The following is a 19,742-nucleotide window of genomic DNA, read 5'->3' as shown; positions in this document are numbered from 1 at the left end:
AATTAGCCTTTAAAATGGTAGTTCGAAGTTTCTTCTTTGTTTAATACGATTTTTCTACCAACTTATTTTGGTAGCAGCCTTTAGAACCTTATCCCTAGCTTTGGATAAAGCCTTATTATTTCTTCTGGTAACTAAGCATTCAACATTGTTATTGTTGTTATATGGTACACGGTTGGCGTCGGAACTCATTGATTCCTTTTCATTTCTTTCTTTTTCCACCACCTGCACTAAGCTGAACATGGTTTTTCCCTTAACGTTTGGCACGTAAAAACCGCGTGATTATACCTTTGCGGCGTTTTTTTTCAATTCCTGTATATATCCTTTACACCACATTGTTTCATTCAGCAAGGAAGAGCATTGATGTTTTTTGATGGAGAGCATATATAGACATATTTATTGATATTTTGTCTATATGTAGTGCCTGTGTTTTTTCCAAGAGGACAGGCATCGTTGTAGCATGAAGTGCAATATTATCCCCGAATCGTCCCATCATATATCAGAAGCGCACTCAGGGGTTTGTCACAACACGATCATGCCTGCGCTCAAGTGAGAGAGATTGCAATAAGTGGATACCTTAGCGATGTGCTGACACAGTAAACGAAAAGTCGCTAAAAACTCTGCGCGCGCAATGCTATCCCCGCCTCGCCTGCCCGCTTTATGTACCGCTTTTCATGCAGTTGCATGACCGGCTCAAAACCGCGCCAGTACTGGGGCGGAAGGGTATGAAAAATGCGTTTTTCTGCATGCAAAATCACGCACCCTATGCATGCAAACTCAAAAAGAGAAGCCCGCCAGAGAAAAAGCCGTGAAAGGAGAGGGGGAGGTAATAAAAAACCCGCACCGGGAAGGGGGCGGGTCGGGAGGCATCAATGCACGTGGTGGTGGCTTCCGTATCGGTTAAGCGTTCGCTGAAGTGGTGGCGGTGACACCGCCACCATGAGCGGTTGCGGTGGCAATGGCTGGCGGATCACGTGTTCGATACTCTCCCGCGTCTTAAAGGTGCTGGAGCAGTCAATATTCTGGCACTGGTAATAAGCCTCTTTGGTCTGTTCCGTCAGATAGCGGCTAGTGCGGGTATGTGCACCGCTGCGGCAGAAAGGACAGCGCATCATGGTTATTCCTCCTCTTCCGCTTTGGCTTGTTTGCGGGCAGCGATTTCCTTGCCGAGTTTGATTCGTGAGGCCGGGCTGTTAATTAGTTTCTGGTCAAGGCCACTGAAATCCGGGCCATACAATCCAATCGCCTCAAGAATAGGGTCGCCCTCTGCGCTCAGTTGATAACTACCAACACGTTCAATCAGTGCCTGCATAATTTCCTGCATCACAACATCATGCGGCTCCCGGGTGAACGGATCGTTGCTATGGAGCTGTTCTTCATCATGGCTGAGGCGCGATTGGGCATGCAGGCGCAAGGCAACCGCGCGGATCAGTGCTGATGCCTCGTCAAGAGCGGTCTCCAGCGTCATTTCGGAATAGGTGCGTAAAATGGTACGGTGTTTCTGGTCATAACTGCGGGCGGCGCCGCAGGTGGAAAGCATCACCTCTTGCTGCTCATATTTGTATATCCGTAAGTTTGCCCACGCTCAATAACTACCTTGTACCAAAAGTGTATGTACCATTTTCATGGTTGGTACAGTATACGGTACATCAAAATGGTGAGATTTTAGGAGGTAAAGTGGGGCTGAATGATACTAAAAAAGCCCGTAAGTGACGGGCTTTTATGAGTATTTTATATTGCATGATACATGCTGATAAATTACTCGATATTCTGAATCTGCTCGCGCATTTGCTCGATCAGCACCTTCAGCTCAATCGCGGAGGTGGTGACGTCGGCATTGATGGATTTGGAGGCCAGCGTGTTCGATTCGCGGTTGAACTCCTGCATCATAAAGTCGAGGCGACGACCCACGGCCTCTTTTTTCTTCAGGATGTTGCGCGTTTCTTTAACGTGCGCCTCCAGGCGGTCCAGCTCTTCGGCCACGTCGATACGCTGCGCCATCAGCACCAGTTCCTGCTCAAGACGGGTATTTTCCAGCTGCACCTGCGCTTCTTCCAGCTTGCTGACCAGGCGCTCCCGCTGCCATTGCAGAATATTCGGCATCTGCGCGCGCACCTTGACCACTTCTTCGCCGACGGCGTCCAGGCGCTGTTCGATCAGCGCTTTCAGTGCGGTGCCTTCGCTCTCCCGCGCGGCGATAAAGTCATCCAGCGCGCCGTCCAGCGCCTGCAGCAGCTGTGCGCTGATGGCGTCCAGATCCTGCTCCTGTGCGGACATCACGCCCGGCCAGCGCAGCACGTCGATCGGGTTGATTTCCCCTTCGTCGCTTTGCATTTTCACCCAGTTGGCGGCTTCTACCAGCTGTTTGGCCAGCTTTTCGTTCAGAATCAGCGAGCTTTGCGCGCTGGGATCCAGCTCAAAGCGCAGGTTGCACTCCACTTTACCGCGTGTCAGGCGGCCGCGGATGCGTTCACGAACCACCGGCTCCAGGCTGCGGAACTGCTCCGGCAGGCGGATATAGGTTTCCAGGTAACGTTGGTTAACGGAACGCAGCTCCCAAGCTGCGCTGCCCCATTCACCCTTGATTTCACGCCGGGCGTAGGCGGTCATGCTGCGGATCATTGTGCGTACCCGAATTAAGAAATGATGGTTCGATTATAGCGTTGCCGCCGCGGGCAAGATAGGCATAACGTCACGATGCGGCAAGATCGCCGCGCGGCGGGCACTTTGGGCGGTTATCTCGTCACGTTGCTGCAACTGGCGATATTTTGGGTATAATGCGCAGCCAATGATGATTTAACGTCGGAGAAAGCCCCATGCGTCCAGCTGGCAGAGCACCACAACAAGTTCGCCCCCTGACACTCACCCGTCACTACACGAAACACGCTGAAGGTTCAGTGCTGGTTGAGTTTGGCGATACCAAAGTTCTGTGCACCGCCACGGTTGAAGATGGCGTACCGCGCTTTCTGAAAGGCCAGGGGCAAGGCTGGATCACTGCAGAATACGGCATGCTGCCGCGTTCGACCCACAGCCGCAACGCCCGTGAAGCGGCGAAAGGCAAGCAGGGCGGACGCACGCTGGAGATTCAGCGGTTGATCGCCCGTTCGCTGCGTGCGGCGGTCGATCTGAAAAAACTGGGCGAGTTCACCATTACGCTCGACTGCGACGTGCTGCAGGCGGATGGCGGCACCCGCACCGCCTCGATTACCGGCGCCTGCGTGGCGCTGGCCGACGCGCTCAATGCGCTGGTTGCCGCCGGCAAGCTGAAGGCTAACCCGATGAAAGGCATGGTGGCCGCCGTTTCTGTCGGCATCGTGGGCGGCGAGCCGGTCTGCGATCTGGAATATGTGGAAGATTCCGCAGCGGAAACCGATATGAACGTGGTGATGATGGAAGATGGCCGCATGATCGAGGTGCAGGGCACCGCAGAAGGCGAGCCGTTCAGCCATGATGAGCTGCTGGCGTTGCTGGCGCTGGCCCGAGGGGGCATCGACACTATTTTCCAGGCGCAGAAAGCGGCGCTGGCAGAATAATTTTTAAGGCGACTGAAAAGTCGCCTTTTTTACGCCCGGCGATCGGGCGCAGTATGAATCAGTATCAAGACGAGGAGAAGCAGTCATGAAAGCCTATCAGCGCCGGTTTATCGAGTTTGCGCTTAACAAGCAGGTATTGAAGTTCGGCGAATTCACCCTGAAATCCGGCCGCACCAGCCCGTATTTCTTCAACGCCGGCCTGTTCAATACCGGGCGCGACCTTGCGCTGTTAGGGCGTTTTTATGCTGAGGCGCTGGTGGATGCCAGCATTGATTTCGATTTGCTGTTTGGCCCGGCGTATAAAGGCATTCCGATTGCCACCACCACCGCCGTCGCGCTGGCCGAACATCACGATCGCGACGTGCCTTACTGCTTCAACCGTAAAGAGGCGAAAACCCACGGCGAAGGCGGCTCGTTGGTCGGCAGCCCGTTGCAGGGGCGCGTGATGCTGGTGGATGATGTGATCACCGCCGGTACTGCTATCCGTGAGTCTATGGAGATTATCAACGCCAGCGGCGCCAGCCTGGCCGGCGTGCTGATTTCCCTCGACCGCCAGGAGCGCGGCCGTGGCGAAGTGTCAGCGATTCAGGAAGTGGAGCGCGATTATCACTGCAAGGTCATCTCTATCGTCACGTTGCAGGATCTGATCGCCTATTTGGCAGAAAAGCCGGAAATGGCGGAGCATCTGGCGGCGGTGCGCGCTTACCGCGAACAGTACGGCATTTAATCGCGCGGCTGACGATATAATAACGCCGGGCATGCCCGGCGTTATCTTACTGTAACTGCGCCGCCAGCAGCGGCCAGCGTCCTTCAAACTCTTCCGTTGGGCGGTAGCGGAATTCGGAACGCACATAGCGTGACAGCATGCCTTCGCAGAATGCCAGCAGCTGGCTGGCCAGCATGGTTTCATCCACGATAAAACCTTTCCCTTCCCGCAGCTTGCGCTCTTTCAACACCTGGCGCAGTTGCGCTTCGATGCGTTCAAACAGCTGGTTAATCCGGCCCTGCAGGCGATCCTGTTCAAACATCAGCGCATGGCCGGTCATAATCCGCGTTAACCCCGGGTTGCGCTCGGCAAAGCTGAGGACGAGCAGCAGAATCAGCCGCAGGCGGCTGAAGGTCTCTTTTTCATCCTGCAGGATCAGGTTGATACGCGTGATCAGGCTGTCTTCGATAAACTCGATCAGGCTGTCGAACATCCGCGTCTTGCTGGGAAAATGCCGGTACAGCGCGGCTTCAGAGACACCGACATTCGCAGCCAGTTTTGCCGTGGTGATGCGCTGGCTGCCGTCGCTGGATTCCAGCATCTGGGCTAACGCCTGCAGTATCTCCTCGCGCCGATTCCTTTTGGTATTTTCTTTTTCTGCCATGTCTGATTAGACCCTTGCTAAAACGGCTTGGACTTTTGGAAACCCGGCACCGGCCGCGCCAGAAGCTATTCTGTGCGGCTTATGTGATAGCTTTTTTACGGTGTGGGGTCAGCGGTCTTTACGACCGGTTTTCTTCGCATTGCCTGGCCTGCGGCGGTTATGCGCCTCATGGTATGACGCGCAGAGCCTTGTCGGCAGCCGGGAAACCCGTTGCTGAGGTCTCCATGCCTCCGGAATACGGTGTTTCAGGCGGCTTCCCTGCCGGCCATCCTAATGCGGTATTGCTTATTGGCGACCCGAGTGGCCGAAGCCGCCCTCGCCGCGTTCGCTGCTGTCGAATTCTTCGACCAGGTTGAATTCCGCCTGCACCACCGGTACGAAGACCATCTGCGCGATGCGTTCGCCCGGCTCGATGGTGAACGTCTTTTGCCCGCGGTTCCACACGGAAACCATCAGTTGCCCCTGATAGTCGGAGTCGATCAGGCCGACCAGATTGCCCAGCACGACGCCGTGCTTATGGCCCAGGCCGGAGCGCGGCAGGATCACCGCCGCCAGGTTGGCGTCAGCGATGTGAATGGCCAGACCGGTCGGCAGCAGGGTGGTTTCCCCCGGCGCCAGCTCGACCGCAGCGTCCAGGCAGGCGCGCAGATCGAGGCCCGCAGAACCCGGCGTGGCGTAGGTCGGTAATGGAAAATCTTGACCGATACGCGGGTCGAGAATCTTAACGTCGATTTTTTTCATCATAACGGCTGACTATCTCGTCTATTAAACGTTGGCCAAGGAGAGCTTTATCGCTAAGCGCCAGGCGCTTTTCCCCATCCTGCCAAAAAAGGTGTAAGGCATTGGTGTCACTGTTGAAACCCTGCCCTGCAAGCGATACATCGTTGGCGCAGATTACATCCAGTTTCTTACGCGCCAGTTTTTGTCGCGCGTATTCTTCCACATTCTGGGTTTCGGCAGCAAACCCAACGACAAACGGTCGGTTTTTGTTCATGGCGGCAACGCCGGCGACAATGTCGGGGTTTTTTACCATCTTGATGGTGATGTCATCACCCTGTTTTTTAATTTTTTCATCGGCCACCTGTGCCGGGCGGTAATCCGCCACCGCGGCGCAGGAGACGAAAATATCCTGCTGAGCCGCCCGCTGCTGCACGGCCTGCTCCATCTCCAGCGCGCTGGTGACGTCAATACGCGTTACCGACGGCGGGGTCGGCTGATCCACCGGCCCGGCGATCAGCGTCACCTGCGCGCCGCGCGCTGCGGCTGCGGCGGCAATGGCAAAGCCCATTTTGCCCGAGCTGTGGTTGCTGATAAAGCGCACCGGATCCAGCGCCTCGCGCGTCGGGCCGGCGGTGACCATCAGCTTAAGGTGCGTGAGGTCCTGCGGCGTTGAGAAGTGGCGGTTCGCCAGGTCGACCAGCTCCAGCGGGTCGAGCATGCGTCCCGGACCGACGTCGCCGCAGGCCTGGCTGCCGCTGTCCGGCCCCCACATCAGCATGCCGCGCGCCTGCAGGGTGCGCAGGTTAGCCTGCGTCGCCGCGGCGCGGTACATCTGTTGGTTCATCGCCGGCGCGGCGGCGATGGGGGCGGCGGTTGCCAGGCACAGGGTGGTGAGCAGGTCGTTGGCCATGCCGGCGGCGACGCGCGCCAGCAAATCCGCCGTTGCCGGCGCCAGAATCACCAGATCGGCCCACTTGCCCAGCTCGATATGGCCCATGGCGGCCTCTGCGGCGGGATCCAGCAGATCGTCCGACACCGGATAGCCGGAAACCGCCTGCAGCGTCAGCGGGGTAATGAACGACTGCGCAGCCTGGGTCATCACTACGCGTACTTCGGCGCCCCTGTCGCGCAGGCGGCGCACCAGCTCCGGGCATTTATACGCGGCGATGCCGCCGCTGATGCCCAGTACGATATGTTTGCCGGAAAGTCCCGTCATCGTCATTGTCCGATTGAAAACCGAAAGATGCGCCATTTTAGCATACTCGCCGCGCGGATGAGCGTTTCTGCATAACCTGGTGGTCGTTACATTGAGCTTTGCGCGGTGCATCGCAAGCTTATCCGGCAGCCGTCGTTAACCCCGGCATCGCATGGCATGATAGCCAGCTCAGGGAGGACGAATCATGAATAATCACGGTCTGGCGCCGTGGCCGGGTGAGCTGGCGCCAAGGGAAAAATTGCTGCGCGACGGCGCGGCGGCACTTTCGGATGTTGAACTGCTGGCGATTTTTTTGCGTACCGGTTTTCCCGGCGTACACGTTATGTCGCGTGCGGAACAGCTGCTGCGGCAGTTTGGCTCGCTGCATCGGCTGGTGTCGGCGGATTATGCCCAGCTGTGCGCTCAGAAGGGCGTGGGGGATGCCACATACAGCCAGCTGAGCGCCACGTCGGAACTGGCGTTTCGCTGCTTTTCCAGCCGGTTGACGCAGGAGGACGCGCTGCTGAACCCGCAGGTCACCCGCAATTATCTGCAAAGTCTGCTGACGCATCGAGAACGGGAGGTTTTTTTAGTGTTGTTGCTGGATAACCAGCACCGGGTGCTCTGCCATCAGGAAATGTTTGCGGGCAGCATCAGCAGCGTGGTGGTTCACCCGCGGGAAATCGTGCGCGAAGCCTTAAAAGCGAATGCTGCCGCCATTATTTTGGCGCATAATCACCCCTCGGGGCGGGCTGAACCCAGCCTGGCCGACCGCCAAATCACCGAACAAATCGTCAATGCCTGCCAATTATTGGAGATCCGGGTGCTCGATCATCTGGTTATCGGCCGGGGCGAATGCGTCTCTTTTGCCGAGCGCGGCTGGCTTTAGGAAAAAATTTCGCGATCCTTGAGGGATCTTTAGCTGTTCGGGACTTGAGCACTTACGCTTCAGAGCGTATACTACGCCACCTTTGAGAATCTTGGGTTTGGCGTTAAGAGCCTATCTCAGCAGGTTTCTGACCTGATGTGTGGTTTCTGACCTGATGACGAGAGTCTCCTCAGTATGAAGTTTGCTGAGATGGGCTCTAAAGCCTGACGAGGCGGCCATACCCTATACGAAGCTCGAGCTGATTTGATTTTTGGAGAATAGACATGTCCCGAGTCTGCCAAGTTACTGGCAAGCGCCCGGTGAGCGGTAACAACCGTTCCCACGCAATGAACGCGACCAAACGCCGTTTTCTGCCAAACCTGCACTCACACCGTTTTTGGGTTGAGGCTGAGAAGCGCTTTGTAACTCTGCGTGTATCTGCTAAAGGTATGCGTATTATTGATAAGAAGGGTATTGAGACGGTTCTGGCCGATCTGCGTGCCCGTGGTGAGAAGTATTAAGGAAAGGAACTGAATCATGGCTAAAGGTGTTCGCGAGAAGATCAAGCTGGTTTCTTCTGCTGGTACTGGTCACTTCTATACCACCACGAAGAACAAGCGTACTAAGCCGGAAAAACTGGAACTGAAGAAATTCGATCCAGTTGTCCGTCAGCACGTAGTCTACAAAGAAGCTAAAATTAAGTAATTCTTAGTTTAGTGGATTAAGTAAAACCCGGCTTCGGCCGGGTTTTTTGCTTTTTGCCCTCCGTATTTGGCCGTGCGTCAGCCGCTGTTCTGCTGCGGGGATTCACAGAGCCGCCGCCAGGCAGTAATCTGGACGTCGTAGGGCAACCGAATGCGAGAGGAGCGCGCCGTGCCAGAATTACCAGAAGTTGAAACCAGTCGCCGCGGTATTGAACCGTATCTTGTCGGGCACAGCATCCAGTATGCGGTAGTGCGCAATGCGCGTTTACGCTGGCCGGTCTCTGAGCAGATCCTGGCGTTAAGCGATCGGCCGGTGCGCAGCGTCCAGCGTCGCGCCAAATACCTGCTGATTGAACTGGATGTCGGCTGGATTATTGTGCACCTCGGCATGTCGGGCAGCCTGCGTGTGCTGGCGGAAGAGGTCGAAGCCGGCAAGCATGACCACGTCGATCTGGTGATGAGCAACGGTATGATTCTGCGCTATACCGACCCGCGTCGCTTTGGCGCCTGGTTGTGGTGTGAAGACCTGGCAACCAGTAACGTGTTGGCTCACCTGGGGCCGGAACCGCTTGGCGATGCCTTTGACGGCCAATACCTGTTTGATAAGTCACGCAATAAGCGCACGCTGATTAAACCCTGGCTGATGGACAACAAGCTGGTGGTAGGCGTTGGAAATATCTATGCCAGCGAGTCGCTGTTTACCGCCGGGATCCTTCCTGACCGTCCCGCAGGATCTTTGAGTTTGCCAGAGGCCGAACTGCTGGCGAAAACAATCAAGGCCGTGTTGCAGCGCTCGATTGAACAGGGCGGAACCACGCTGCGTGATTTTCTGCAATCGGACGGGAAACCGGGATATTTTGCACAGGAATTACAGGTTTACGGACGCACCGGCGAGCCTTGCCGCGTGTGCGGTACGCCGATTGAGAGCGCGAAGCACGGGCAGCGCAGCACCTTCTTTTGCCGCGGCTGCCAGCATTAAGGATTAGTTGGACGCCAGCTTTTCCAGCAGTGCCTTGGTGACGACATCCGGCAGGAATGGAGAGATGTCGCCGCCGTGGCGCGCCACCTCTTTGACCAGCGAAGAGGAGATAAACGACCACTCTTCTGACGGCATCAGGAAGACGCTTTCCAACTGGGGCATCAGGTGGCGGTTCATATTGGCCAGCTGTAATTCATATTCGAAATCCGATACCGCCCGCAGCCCGCGCACCAGAATATTGGCGTTTTGATGTTCGGCAAAATGCGCCATCAGCTCGCTGAAGCCCAAGACTTCCACGTTATCCAGATGCGCGGTTACCTGCGTCGCCAGTTCGACGCGCTCATCCAGCGTAAACAACGGTTTTTTGCTCGGACTGGCGGCAATGGCCAGAATCACGCGATCGAACATCATTGACGCCCGGGTCACCAGATCCAGGTGGCCGTTGGTCATGGGATCGAAAGTTCCGGGGTAGATGGCTTTACGGGTCATGATTTACTTCTCTGAGTAGTTGCGGCCCAACGCCCACAGTGCGGCGTACTTGTTGAAGGTATATTGCGCGTTAACCACGGCTAACAGCAACCCCTGTTTACCGTCAAGAAAGCCGGCGCGCAGCAGCCAGGTCTTGCAGAAGGCGCCAAGCGTATGGGTGAGTATGGAGAGGTAACCACAACGTTTGCCGGCGGCGTGGCGCTGGTTGGCCCACTCCTGTGCGTAGTGCAGCTGTTTGCGCTGGAAGGTAAAGAAGTCGCGGCAGGTCAGATGCAATAAATCGCCCTGTAACGGTACGATGCGCGCGCCGTGCGTATCGAGCGACTCGTGCACCAGGTCGTCGTTATAGCGGTAGCGTTCACGCGCATACAGACGATTGACGCGGTCTGGATACCAGCCGCTATGGCGCATGAAACGGCCAAGAAACAGATTACGCCGTCCCAGGCTGTAAATCTGGTCGTCATCCGCGGCGTTCAGCACCTGTTCGATGGCGCGGCGCAATTCTGGCGTAACACGTTCGTCGGCATCGATCATCAACACGTAATCGCAGCTGGCGTAGCTTTGCGCGAGCTGGCGCTGTTTGCCGAAGCCTTGCCAGTTACGGTTGATGAAGACTTTGGCGCCAAGGCTTTCGGCAATGGCCGCCGTATCATCCTGGCTGCCGGAGTCCAGTACGATGACCTCATCCGCCCAGTTGACCGACTGCAGACAATCCGGCAGCAGCGCGGCTTCATTTTTGGCGATCATCACGACCGACAGGCTTTTGCGGTTTTCCATCAGTGGCTCCGGGGCGGCAAATAAGGCTCCAGCAGATGCAGCAGGCGTTGCAGCGCGCCTTGGTTCTGATACAGCACTTCAACGGCGTGACGGCCGTAGTAGCGGCGATAATCCTCGTCGGTCAGCAGCGTATCCACTTCTTTAACCAGAGAATCGGTATCGGTGACGGTAATCAACCCTTCAGACTGGGAGAGCTTGCCGCAAATATCCTTAAAGTTAAAGGTATGCGGGCCCATCAGCACCGGAATGGCATGCGCTGCGGCTTCCAGCGGGTTATGCCCGCCACGCTCCACCAGGCTGCCACCGACGAAGGCCAGATCGGCAATGCCGTACAGCAGCATCAGTTCGCCCATGGTATCGCCGATCACCACCTGGGTGCTGCTGGAGGGAATTTCGCCGCTGCTGCGGGTGGTGTAGCTGAAGCCGGCCTTTTGCGTTAAATCTTTGGCGGTCTGGAAGCGTTCCGGGTGGCGCGGCACCAGAATCAGCAGCAGGTCGGGATGTTTTTCCAGCAGCTTACGGTGCGCCGCCAGCAAGATGGTCTCTTCCCCTTCATGCGTGCTGGTGGCTATCCATACAGGACGCCGCGGCGCCCATTGGCGGCGCAGCGTAACGGCCCGGGCAGCCAGCTCCGGGGTAACGGAAATATCAAACTTCAGGCTGCCGGTGACGGTTAATTGAGAGCGCTTCAGTCCCAGTTCGATAAAGCGGTCGCCGTCCTCCTGGTTCTGCGCGGCGATAAGCGTAATGCGGCGCAGCATATCGCGCATAAAACCGCCGATCTTCTTATAGCCGGCGGCGGAACGGGCAGAAAGGCGTGCATTGGCGATCACCAGCGGGATCTGGCGCTGGTGCAGCGCGTTGATCATATTTGGCCACAGTTCGGTTTCCATGATGATGACCAGCTTCGGATTAACCTGGTCGAGGAAACGGTTCATGGAACCGGGCAGATCGTAGGGGAGGTAGACGTGATGTACATCTTTGCCAAAGGCGGACTGGACACGCTCTGAACCTGTTGGGGTCATTGTGGTCACAGTAATCGGTAAAGAGGGGTAGCGGTGGCGCAGGGCGCGCACCAAAGGAATGGCGGCGAGCGTTTCGCCGACGGAAACGGAATGCAGCATGATGCCGTCGGGAACCACTTTCCCGGCGCAGAAACCATAGCGTTCGGCCCAGCGCTTGCGGTAGGCCGGCGCTTTGCGGCTGCGCAGCAATAAGCGAAGCCAGATCAGGGGCTGAATGAGGTAGAGGAGTACCTGATATAAACGCAGCAACATTCTATCAATTTCATTTTTATGGGTTATTCGGAATAGTACCATAATCGGCAGGGAAAGGCGCTAATTTGGTGGCTTCGGGCACCAGTTTCAGACAACAGACGGGTGGTTTCGTCGATAGGGTTGATATGAAAAATATTTTAATTATTCGCCGCGATAACATTGGCGATCTTGTTTGCACCCTCCCTTTGATTGAAGGCGTAAAAATTGCGTATCCAGATGCAAAGCTCTATTTGCTAATTAACAAAATCAGCCAGGACGTTGTAAAAAATAACCCGCATATTGAGAAGGTTTTTGTCTATAAAAAGGCAAAGCACAAAGCGAAGAATGAAACGACGCTGGGGGTGTATTTCGAGCGCCTGCTGATATTCCTGAAATTGCGGAAGATAAAATTCGATGCGGTGATTCTGGCGAATCCCGTCCCCTGCAAGTACAGCCTGCGACTGGCGAAAATGGCGGGCGGCAAACATATTATCGGCGCCGATCTCGGTACGCCGGAAATAACCCGGCCGTTCAAACCGGCGGATTTCCACGGTAAACACCAGGTGGAACATACCTTTAGCTATTTGTCGGCGATCGCTGAACGGCAAATAGCCATTCCACCCGTGCGGGCTTATTTAAGCGCCCAAGAGCAGCAGCAGGCGCAGCAGCGTATACAGGCGCTATTACCGCAAGCGGAACATATTTATGCGGTGCATATCAGCAGCCGGATGGCCAACCGGCGCTGGCCGCTGGAGCGCTATGCCGAGATTATTCGCCGTTTGACCGATGACCCGCGTAATTCGGTGCTGATATTCTGGTCGCCGCAGGGTACGCTGGCGCCGGATGATATCGGCGACCAGCAGCGCGCTCAGCAACTGCTGACGCAGTGCGACAGTCAGCGCGTTGCGCTGTATCCGACGGCGTCGGTACGTGAGCTGCTGGCCGCGTTTGAGCGCTGTGACCTGGTGTTGTGCAGCGACGGCGGGCAGATGCATCTGGCGGCGGCGGTAAACAGCACGCAGGTGGTATTCTTCGGCGATACCGACAAGGATTCCTGGCACCCGTGGTCGGGTAAATACGCTATTTTGCAAACGGAATCGGGTGAGTGCGCCGACGTGACGGTCGATGAGGTGTGGGAGAAGATCGGCGCGCTGAGAGCGTAGATTGTTCTTGGCTGCCTGCGAGGCAGCCAGGCGTGCGGGCTACGGGTGTTTTATCAACGTAAGGTACTTGTCGATAATATGTTCGTAGTCGAATTTTCGATACATATCCGGGACGATCTCGGGGGGATTGTCCCACGCCAATCGTAGCTTTTCCGCAAGGGACTGCGCGTTCATCGCGGACATATAGGGGGCTAACTCACCGGTCATGATTTCAGCCACGCCGCCGGGGCTTTGCGTGCTGACAATCGGGGTATGACAAATCAACGCCTCGATCAATACCGTCGGCAAACCCTCACTATCGGAACTGAGCGCCACGATTTTTGCTCCGCTGATTGCAGGCAACGGATTTTGCTGGAAGCCGGCAAGAATCACCTTATCTTGTAACTGCAATGCCGCTATTTTTTCTGCTATTGCCTTCGTTACGGACTCTTCACCTTGACCAATAAGCACCAGTTTGCCCGGCAATTGAGCGAGTGCAAATGCCTCTAATAGCCGATCGTGACGTTTTACCTGATGAAAACGACCGACGTGCAAGACGTAATCCTCACCGGAGAATGGGTTGGCAGCGGCGGCGCGCTGTTTGATTTCTGGAATATGGAAAGGGTTATAGATGGTAATAAGCTGCGCAGGCTTGATACCCACCTGCTGTACCACGTCTTCGCCTACCGCATCGGACACGGTGATGAGCTTACGATGTTTATAGACATGCTGCATTTTCCGCTGTTTAAGCCAGCGGCTCAGGCCGGTTTTGTTTCCCAGATACGAACGTGAAAACATGCCGTGAATGCAATGCCAGACATTATTTGCGCGCAGAACTTTTGAGCGGACAACGATACGGTCGGTTTTGTGCAGGTTGGAGATAACCAGTTTTGGTTGCCCAACTTTCGCGAAGAGCTCGACGAGCAATGCATCGAGCGAGGCTGCCCGTCTGGAGAGTTCGGTCAGTTTGCGCAATGGGCCGCTTCCGCGGTCCGCATCAACGATATAATTAATGCCCGCAGGGATTTCATAATCGCGCTTATTGCTTAATGACAGCAGGGTGACGTGATAGCCACGCTGCTGAATGCCTTTGGCGAGGGCCAGCGTGACGTTTTCAGCGCCGCCGCCCGGTAACCCGTCGATAATAAACAGAATATGTTCTTTCATGATGGCAGTACGCTCTGATATAGCGAAACCAGCTGCTCGGACAGGCTCGCCGGCGTTGCCGGCATAATACGCTGTCGGGCTGCTTCACCCATGGATGACCCCAGCGCCTGCCGCGGTAAATCGCGTACTGCGGCGGTTAACGCCGCGACGTCCAGCGCATCACACACAAAACCGTTTTGTCCGGCGGTGATAAACTCCGCTCCACCGCATGTGGTGCTGGTGATCACCGGCAGGCCGCATGACATAGCTTCCAGAATAACGTTGGGGAATGGGTCATACAGCGTGGGCAGCAGCAGGCCATCGGCGGCCTGATAGAAAGGCAGCGTCTGTTTCTGCACGCCCATAAAGCGGATGCGATCGCTGCAGCCTAGCGATTGAGCCAGCGCGCGGTAGCGCTTTTCCGCCTTGTCTTTGCCCACTACCAACAGATAACTGTCGGTAGCCGCCACGGCGCGGATCGCCGCCGCCAGGCCTTTGCGTTCGAAACCGGAGCCGACGAAGATCAGGCAGTGCGCCTGCTGCGGAATCTGGTATTGCTGGCGCAGCAGCAGCCGCTGTGCGTCGTCGGCGGGCAGGAACTTCTGGTTATCGATAGCATTGTAAATCACTTTGATCTTATCGGCGGGAACGCCAAAATCGTCGATGATTTCCTGTTTGATCATTTCTGCGTTGCAGATTACCGCCTTCAGTTCGGGCGCGGCGTACATCGCCCGTTCGGCGCACATCACGTAGCGGTGGTAACGGTTGGAGAACAGCCACTTACGGCGCCATTCCGGCAGCAGGCGCGCGCGCTGCAGCAGCCAGCGGCGGTGCACACCGTCGCCGGCCCGGTAAATATCGCAGCCGGCGATGCGCTCATGACTTTGCACCAGATCGAACCGTTCTTTTTGCCACAGCGCGCGCGCCGCTTCGGCAAAGCCGCGCTCCCGGCTGATGCGCCCGAGTTTGAACGGGTCACACAGGTGAATATGCCAGTTTGGGTTGGCGTCGCCCTGCCATTCGCGGGTGATGACGTTGAGTTCGAGGTCCTGCTGTTCCAACGCCTCTAAAGCACGGGAGACAAAACGCTCAGCCCCGCCGTCCGGGCGGTATTTTTGACGAACAATCGCCAAACGCAATGCGGTCATGAAAGCTGGCTCCGCGCGGCAGTAATCACCGCGTCTGTAGGAATAAGGTTAAGGTAACGCTCATCGGTACCGGTGTTAACCGCGTCCGGATCGGGCAATGGCCCGTAGTCGCCGGCCCAGATAACCTGGCCGATAACCTGCCATGGGCGCCAGAACGTCAGCTTGGACGGGCCAAACAGCGCGATGCAGGGCGTTTTCAGCGCGGCGGCCATATGCATGGGCACGGAGTCTACGCCAATAAACAGCTTGGCGTGATCGATGATTGCCGCCAGTTGCCGCAGGGTGAGCTGTCCTGCCAGCGACACAACGCCCTGTTTGGGGCAGTGCGCCAGAATGTTGTCCACCATTTTACGCTCTTTCTCATCGGGGCCGGAGGTAATGACCACCGTGCGGCCATCGGCCTGCAGAGCGGTGATGACCGCCGCCATTTTCTCTTCGCTCCAGCATTTAAAGAACCAACGCGAGGTGGGCTGCACGACGATATAGTCATGCGGTACATCGTGCTGCCGCAGCAGCGTTTCGCTGCTCTGCCAATCCTGCTCGGCATAGCTCATGGTGACCTGCGTATCGCTGAGTGGCAGACCAAGCGGCTGCAGCAAAGAAAGGTTCTGCTCCACCGTATGCAAGGTGCCATGGGTTTCGACGGAGGCGAGTTGCGTATGGCAATGCTGCCAGAGAAAACCACGGCGTTTGGGGAAAGCAAAGCCCAAACGGATGCGTGCGCCCGTCAGGCGCGTAATCAGCGCGCTGCGCCATTGGTCGGCCAGGTTCACCACCAGATCGTAACGTTGCGCCTGCAACTGGCGGATCAGGCGCCATTCGTGGCCCATATGAGCTTTGGCGCCCTGTTTTTTCCACTGGCGGTCAATGGCGAATATCCGTGATATTGCCGGGTTGCTGGCTAACATATCCTGCGTTTCCTGGTACAGCAGCACGTCTATCTGCGCCTGCGGGTAGTTAGCTTTTAGCGTATTGATGACCGGCGTGGTCAGCAGCATATCGCCGTGGTGGCGCAGCTTAATAACTAAAATACGCTGTATCGATGTTGCTGGGATCGGTGCTGACGCGTCGTTCATCGTGATTCGCTATATGGGAAACCAGCGAATGATTCTAAATGACCCTCTCGCATGTGGCTACTGTTGCGGATTTTTCTTGCGAATCGTGGAAAAATAGCACGATAAACGAGACAAATCCGTTGCGCCGTTGTCCAAACCTGACGGCGAAGTCGTTTGCTCACGGCTGGCTGGCTGCGTAACATGTTTGTATATTATTGATATCAGGCGCGATATTTATGACTAAACCGGCATTTCTCATCACGATAGATACTGAAGGCGACAACCTGTGGCAGAACCACGATCGTATTACGACTGACAATACCCGCTTTTTACCTCGCTTTCAGGCGCTGTGTGAGAAATATGCGTTTAAACCGGTTTATCTCACCAATTATGAAATGGCGGTCGACCCGCAATACGTCGAGTTTGCCCGTGATGTGATTGCGCGCGGCACCGGCGAAGTGGGTATGCATCTGCACGCCTGGAACAGCCCGCCGCTGACGCCGCTGACCGATGATGACTGGCGGCATAAGCCTTATCTGATTGAGTATCCGGCTGACCAAATCCGCGCCAAGGTCGACCATATGACCAAGCTGCTGGAAGATGCCTTCCAGACTAAAATGCTGAGCCACCGCGCCGGGCGCTGGGCTTTCAACGAGTATTACGCCGAGCTGCTGCTGGAATATGGCTATCAGGTCGACTGTTCGGTCACGCCACGGGTCAACTGGCAGTATTCGCCGGGCAACCCGCAGGGCAACGGCGGCACCGACTATCGGGCGTTTCCGTCACACGCCTACTTTATCGATCCGCAAAATATTGCGCGGCCGGGCCAGTCCGGCCTGCTGGAAGTGCCGATGAGCATTCAATACAAGCATTCCGGGGCGATGAACGCGATTAAACAGGGCTACGATCGCCTGCGCGGCAAGCGGCGCTCACCGTCGGTGCACTGGCTGCGTCCGAGCGGCAATAATCTGGCGCAGATGAAGCGGGTTGCTGAACTCTCTTTGGCGGAAGGCAATGATTACGTTGAGTTTATGCTGCACTCCTCGGAGTTTATGCCCGGCGGTAGCCCGACGTTCAAAAATGAGCAGGATATTGAGGCGCTGTATCGTGATTTGGAGCAGTTCTTTAGTTGGATGCACGGCATTGCGGTAGGGAAAACCTTGGCTGAATATTATCAGGGTGTAGTCGGTAAAAAATGAGAGAGAAAAAGAAATTCAAAATTGGGCTGAGCGATTCTCTGCTCGGACTGTTGTTCCGTCAGGCGTTGGCGACACCGGAAAAAAAACGGACTTTATCGACGACAAACTTTGACAGCATTCTGGTGTATTCAACGACGGCGCTGGGTGACTATATGTTCAACTCGCCGGCATTGCGGGCGATTCGTCAGCGTTACCCGTCAGCAAAGATTACGCTGGTGGTGCATCCGAAATATAAAGACCTGATCACGACGCGTGATTTTTTTGATGATGTCTTGTTCTGGACCAATAAAGCCAGCGATATGTTTACTTTGGTTAAGCAGGCTAAAGAGCGTAGGCCGCAGCTGGCGATTTTACTGCATTCCCACTTACCGTATGACATTGTCAGCGCCGCGATGGCCGGATGCCAATATATTGTGCGCGATAACTATGCCAAACCGGTCGGCAAGATGGACCGCTGGTTGACTTACGGCTTGGATGAATTCGATGAGCATGTCATTGCGCGTAAAATGAAGCTGGCTAGCGCGCTGGGGTGTGAAACGGATAATGTGGCGATGGCGTTGCCCTGCGCCTATGAGAAACATCCAAAGGCAGAAGGTGTGATACGTATCGGTTTCCAACTGGGCGCGTCAACGCTTGTCCGTTGCTGGCCGCCGGAATATTACGCGGAATTGGCACAGCGGCTGATAGCCAGCGATAGCCGCATTGAAATTGTGCTGATCGGCTCCGCGCCTGAAAAATGCCTGGCGGAAGCGTTGATGCAGCATGTTGAACCGACGCTGCGGGATAAAATCACCAGCCATGTGGGAAAAACGTCCTTGCCGCAGCTGTTGGGGGTTATCGCCTCGATGGATTTACTGGTGACGGGCGACACCGGGCCATTGCACCTGGCGATAGCATTGCGGGTGCCGACCTTAAGTCTGTTCGTGACTGAAAATCCACGTCGCAGCGGGCCTTATCAGGATAAAGGCCGTCATGAATATATTTACTTGCCGCTGGAGGACCCGCGGGTAGTTGACGAGCAGGCTCCGCTGAGGGCGATATCCGTCAGCGAAGTTTTTACTCGCGCTGAGCGAATGCTGGCTATCTGAGCATAAAAGAGCGCGTATTGCGCTCTTTTCATCTTTCTGGACGCTATAGCGTGTACCCTTTCGGGTTTTGTTGTTGCCAGTTCCAGGCGTCACGCAGCATGTCTTCCAAATTACGCCGTGCTTTCCAGCCCAGTTGGCTCGCGGCTAGCGATGTATCCGCCCAACATTCGGCAATATCGCCAGGTCTGCGAGCGACGATTTGGTAGGGAATTTGGCGACCTGACACCTGTTCGAACATCCTTAACATCTGTAATACGGAATATCCAACGCCGGTACCGAGATTGTAAACGGCAACGCCGTTGTGAGCGTGGATATGCTCTATCGCTTTCAGATGTCCTTCTGCAAGGTCCATCACATGGATGTAATCTCGTACGCCGGTGCCGTCAGGTGTAGGATAATCGTTGCCAAATATCGCCAGTTTTTCCAATTTGCCAATGGCGACCTGAGCAATATAGGGCATAAGGTTGTTGGGGATACCCCGTGGATCTTCACCAATCAGCCCCGATGGATGGGCGCCGACAGGGTTGAAATAACGCAAAATTGTAATCCTGAACTCCGGCTCTGCTTTGGCAAAGTCCTGCAGGATTTGCTCGACCATAAATTTGGATGTGCCATAAGGATTGGTTGTACCGCCGGTTTCTGAGGTTTCAAACAACGGGGTTTGTTTTGGCGTTCCGTATACCGTGGCGGAGGAGCTGAAAATGAATTGATAAACGCCGGCCCGACGCATTTCATCCAGCAAAACCAGAGTGCCTGTGATGTTATTCTGATAATATTCAATAGGTTTTCTGACTGACTCGCCAACCGATTTCAGACCGGCAAAGTGAATGACGGCCGTAATATTGTGTGAGGCGAAAATGTGCTGCAGGGCTGCACGATCCATGACATCGGCTTGATAGAACGTTGCTTCCTTGCCTGTGATCTGAGCAACGCGCCGTAAAGAGACTGCCGAGGCGTTAGATAAATTATCGATGACAATGACGTCTTCATCACGCTCCAACAAGCTAAGGACGGTATGTGAGCCAATGTAGCCGGCGCCTCCGGTAACTAAAATAGCCATGGATTTCCTCGTGTTA

The 19,742-nt window shown here is 55.6% G+C and carries 22 protein-coding genes; 9 read left to right on the top strand and 13 right to left on the bottom strand.

What is annotated here, in order from left to right; translation table 11 throughout:
* Positions 1 to 866 precede the first annotated feature (866 nt).
* The 3 genes from TAN611_RS22925 to TAN611_RS22915 all read right to left on the bottom strand — a co-directional run bounded on the left by TAN611_RS22925 (position 867) and on the right by TAN611_RS22915 (position 2,619).
* Complete coding sequence (locus tag TAN611_RS22925; RefSeq protein WP_203067041.1) at positions 867 to 1,112, bottom strand: ogr/Delta-like zinc finger family protein; 246 nt, start codon at positions 1,110 to 1,112, stop codon at positions 867 to 869.
* Positions 1,113 to 1,114: 2 nt separating this feature from the next.
* Complete coding sequence (locus tag TAN611_RS22920; RefSeq protein ID WP_203067040.1) at positions 1,115 to 1,540, bottom strand: hypothetical protein; 426 nt, start codon at positions 1,538 to 1,540, stop codon at positions 1,115 to 1,117.
* A gap of 215 nt (positions 1,541 to 1,755) precedes the next feature.
* Positions 1,756 to 2,619, bottom strand: a complete 864-nt coding sequence (locus TAN611_RS22915) for a YicC/YloC family endoribonuclease (RefSeq protein ID WP_061321841.1) — start codon at positions 2,617 to 2,619, stop codon at positions 1,756 to 1,758.
* A gap of 194 nt (positions 2,620 to 2,813) precedes the next feature.
* Between TAN611_RS22915 and rph the strand changes: the two genes are divergently transcribed.
* Entirely contained in the window at positions 2,814 to 3,530 is a 717-nt protein-coding gene (gene rph / locus TAN611_RS22910; RefSeq protein ID WP_105233091.1) for a ribonuclease PH, read from the top strand.
* Positions 3,531 to 3,615: 85 nt separating this feature from the next.
* On the top strand, positions 3,616 to 4,257 hold the full coding sequence (gene pyrE, locus TAN611_RS22905; protein WP_203067039.1) for an orotate phosphoribosyltransferase: 642 nt from the start codon (positions 3,616 to 3,618) through the stop codon (positions 4,255 to 4,257).
* 46 nt (positions 4,258 to 4,303) lie between these two features.
* On the opposite strand, the gene slmA is transcribed toward pyrE, so the two are convergent.
* The 3 genes from slmA to coaBC form a co-directional block, all read right to left on the bottom strand.
* Positions 4,304 to 4,900 (bottom strand): nucleoid occlusion factor SlmA, encoded by a 597-nt coding sequence (gene slmA, locus TAN611_RS22900; protein WP_015962367.1) that lies wholly within the window; start codon positions 4,898 to 4,900, stop codon positions 4,304 to 4,306.
* 285 nt (positions 4,901 to 5,185) lie between these two features.
* Positions 5,186 to 5,644 carry a dUTP diphosphatase gene (gene dut, locus TAN611_RS22895; RefSeq protein WP_105233089.1) on the bottom strand — a complete coding sequence of 153 codons (459 nt, stop codon included), beginning with the start codon at positions 5,642 to 5,644 and terminating at the stop codon, positions 5,186 to 5,188.
* Positions 5,622 to 6,836, bottom strand: a complete 1,215-nt coding sequence (gene coaBC, locus TAN611_RS22890; RefSeq protein ID WP_187043886.1) for a bifunctional phosphopantothenoylcysteine decarboxylase/phosphopantothenate--cysteine ligase CoaBC — start codon at positions 6,834 to 6,836, stop codon at positions 5,622 to 5,624. The genes dut and coaBC overlap by 23 nt, the downstream gene beginning before the upstream one ends.
* Before the next feature lie 184 nt (positions 6,837 to 7,020).
* Between coaBC and radC the strand changes: the two genes are divergently transcribed.
* The 4 genes from radC (at position 7,021) to mutM (ending at position 9,366) form a co-directional block, all read left to right on the top strand.
* Entirely contained in the window at positions 7,021 to 7,704 is a 684-nt protein-coding gene (radC, locus tag TAN611_RS22885) for a DNA repair protein RadC (protein WP_187043887.1), read from the top strand.
* A 263-nt stretch (positions 7,705 to 7,967) separates the two neighbouring features.
* Entirely contained in the window at positions 7,968 to 8,204 is a 237-nt protein-coding gene (rpmB, locus tag TAN611_RS22880; protein ID WP_015962363.1) for a 50S ribosomal protein L28, read from the top strand.
* Between the two features lie 16 nt (positions 8,205 to 8,220).
* Complete coding sequence (gene rpmG / locus TAN611_RS22875) at positions 8,221 to 8,388, top strand: 50S ribosomal protein L33 (protein ID WP_002442576.1); 168 nt, start codon at positions 8,221 to 8,223, stop codon at positions 8,386 to 8,388.
* Positions 8,389 to 8,556: 168 nt separating this feature from the next.
* Positions 8,557 to 9,366, top strand: coding sequence for a bifunctional DNA-formamidopyrimidine glycosylase/DNA-(apurinic or apyrimidinic site) lyase (gene mutM, locus TAN611_RS22870; RefSeq protein WP_111738126.1), 810 nt, complete (start codon positions 8,557 to 8,559; stop codon positions 9,364 to 9,366).
* Between the two features lie 3 nt (positions 9,367 to 9,369).
* Here mutM and coaD read toward each other — a convergent pair whose 3' ends face one another.
* Genes coaD through waaA form a run of 3 tightly spaced genes read right to left on the bottom strand, consistent with a single transcriptional unit; the run spans position 9,370 to position 11,909 of the window.
* Positions 9,370 to 9,855 (bottom strand): pantetheine-phosphate adenylyltransferase, encoded by a 486-nt coding sequence (gene coaD, locus TAN611_RS22865; RefSeq protein WP_105233087.1) that lies wholly within the window; start codon positions 9,853 to 9,855, stop codon positions 9,370 to 9,372.
* Between the two features lie 3 nt (positions 9,856 to 9,858).
* Positions 9,859 to 10,632 carry a glycosyltransferase family 2 protein gene (locus tag TAN611_RS22860; protein WP_111737963.1) on the bottom strand — a complete coding sequence of 258 codons (774 nt, stop codon included), beginning with the start codon at positions 10,630 to 10,632 and terminating at the stop codon, positions 9,859 to 9,861.
* Positions 10,632 to 11,909, bottom strand: a complete 1,278-nt coding sequence (waaA, locus tag TAN611_RS22855) for a lipid IV(A) 3-deoxy-D-manno-octulosonic acid transferase (protein ID WP_187043888.1) — start codon at positions 11,907 to 11,909, stop codon at positions 10,632 to 10,634. Before waaA ends, TAN611_RS22860 begins: the two co-directional genes overlap by 1 nt.
* A 125-nt stretch (positions 11,910 to 12,034) precedes the next feature.
* Between waaA and TAN611_RS22850 the strand changes: the two genes are divergently transcribed.
* The gene (locus TAN611_RS22850; protein WP_203067038.1) at positions 12,035 to 13,051 is read left to right on the top strand and encodes a glycosyltransferase family 9 protein; all 1,017 of its coding nucleotides are present in this window, start codon (positions 12,035 to 12,037) and stop codon (positions 13,049 to 13,051) included.
* 39 nt (positions 13,052 to 13,090) lie between these two features.
* On the opposite strand, the gene TAN611_RS22845 is transcribed toward TAN611_RS22850, so the two are convergent.
* Genes TAN611_RS22845 through rfaQ form a run of 3 tightly spaced genes read right to left on the bottom strand, consistent with a single transcriptional unit; the run spans position 13,091 to position 16,400 of the window.
* A complete protein-coding gene (locus TAN611_RS22845; RefSeq protein ID WP_203067037.1) occupies positions 13,091 to 14,197 on the bottom strand; it encodes a glycosyltransferase in 1,107 nt (368 codons plus the stop codon).
* Positions 14,194 to 15,324, bottom strand: a complete 1,131-nt coding sequence (locus TAN611_RS22840) for a glycosyltransferase family 4 protein (RefSeq protein ID WP_203067036.1) — start codon at positions 15,322 to 15,324, stop codon at positions 14,194 to 14,196. The genes TAN611_RS22845 and TAN611_RS22840 overlap by 4 nt, the downstream gene beginning before the upstream one ends.
* The gene (gene rfaQ, locus TAN611_RS22835; RefSeq protein ID WP_203067035.1) at positions 15,321 to 16,400 is read right to left on the bottom strand and encodes a putative lipopolysaccharide heptosyltransferase III; all 1,080 of its coding nucleotides are present in this window, start codon (positions 16,398 to 16,400) and stop codon (positions 15,321 to 15,323) included. The genes TAN611_RS22840 and rfaQ overlap by 4 nt, the downstream gene beginning before the upstream one ends.
* 215 nt (positions 16,401 to 16,615) lie before the next feature.
* Here rfaQ and TAN611_RS22830 point away from each other — a divergent pair, with 215 nt between their 5' ends.
* The gene (locus TAN611_RS22830; protein ID WP_203067034.1) at positions 16,616 to 17,578 is read left to right on the top strand and encodes a polysaccharide deacetylase family protein; all 963 of its coding nucleotides are present in this window, start codon (positions 16,616 to 16,618) and stop codon (positions 17,576 to 17,578) included.
* A 50-nt stretch (positions 17,579 to 17,628) separates the two neighbouring features.
* Positions 17,629 to 18,666: a glycosyltransferase family 9 protein gene (locus TAN611_RS22825; RefSeq protein WP_203067033.1), complete on the top strand. Its 1,038-nt coding sequence runs from the start codon at positions 17,629 to 17,631 to the stop codon at positions 18,664 to 18,666.
* Between the two features lie 43 nt (positions 18,667 to 18,709).
* Here TAN611_RS22825 and galE read toward each other — a convergent pair whose 3' ends face one another.
* Complete coding sequence (gene galE / locus TAN611_RS22820) at positions 18,710 to 19,726, bottom strand: UDP-glucose 4-epimerase GalE (protein WP_203067032.1); 1,017 nt, start codon at positions 19,724 to 19,726, stop codon at positions 18,710 to 18,712.
* Between the last annotated feature and the right edge of the window lie 16 nt (positions 19,727 to 19,742).

This window comes from Serratia sp. Tan611, from assembly GCF_905188235.1.
Classification (GTDB): Bacteria; Pseudomonadota; Gammaproteobacteria; order Enterobacterales; family Enterobacteriaceae; genus Serratia_B; species Serratia_B rhizosphaerae.
The sequence above is the reverse complement of the archived record's forward strand: the minus strand, read 5'-3'. Positions and strand labels throughout refer to the sequence as shown.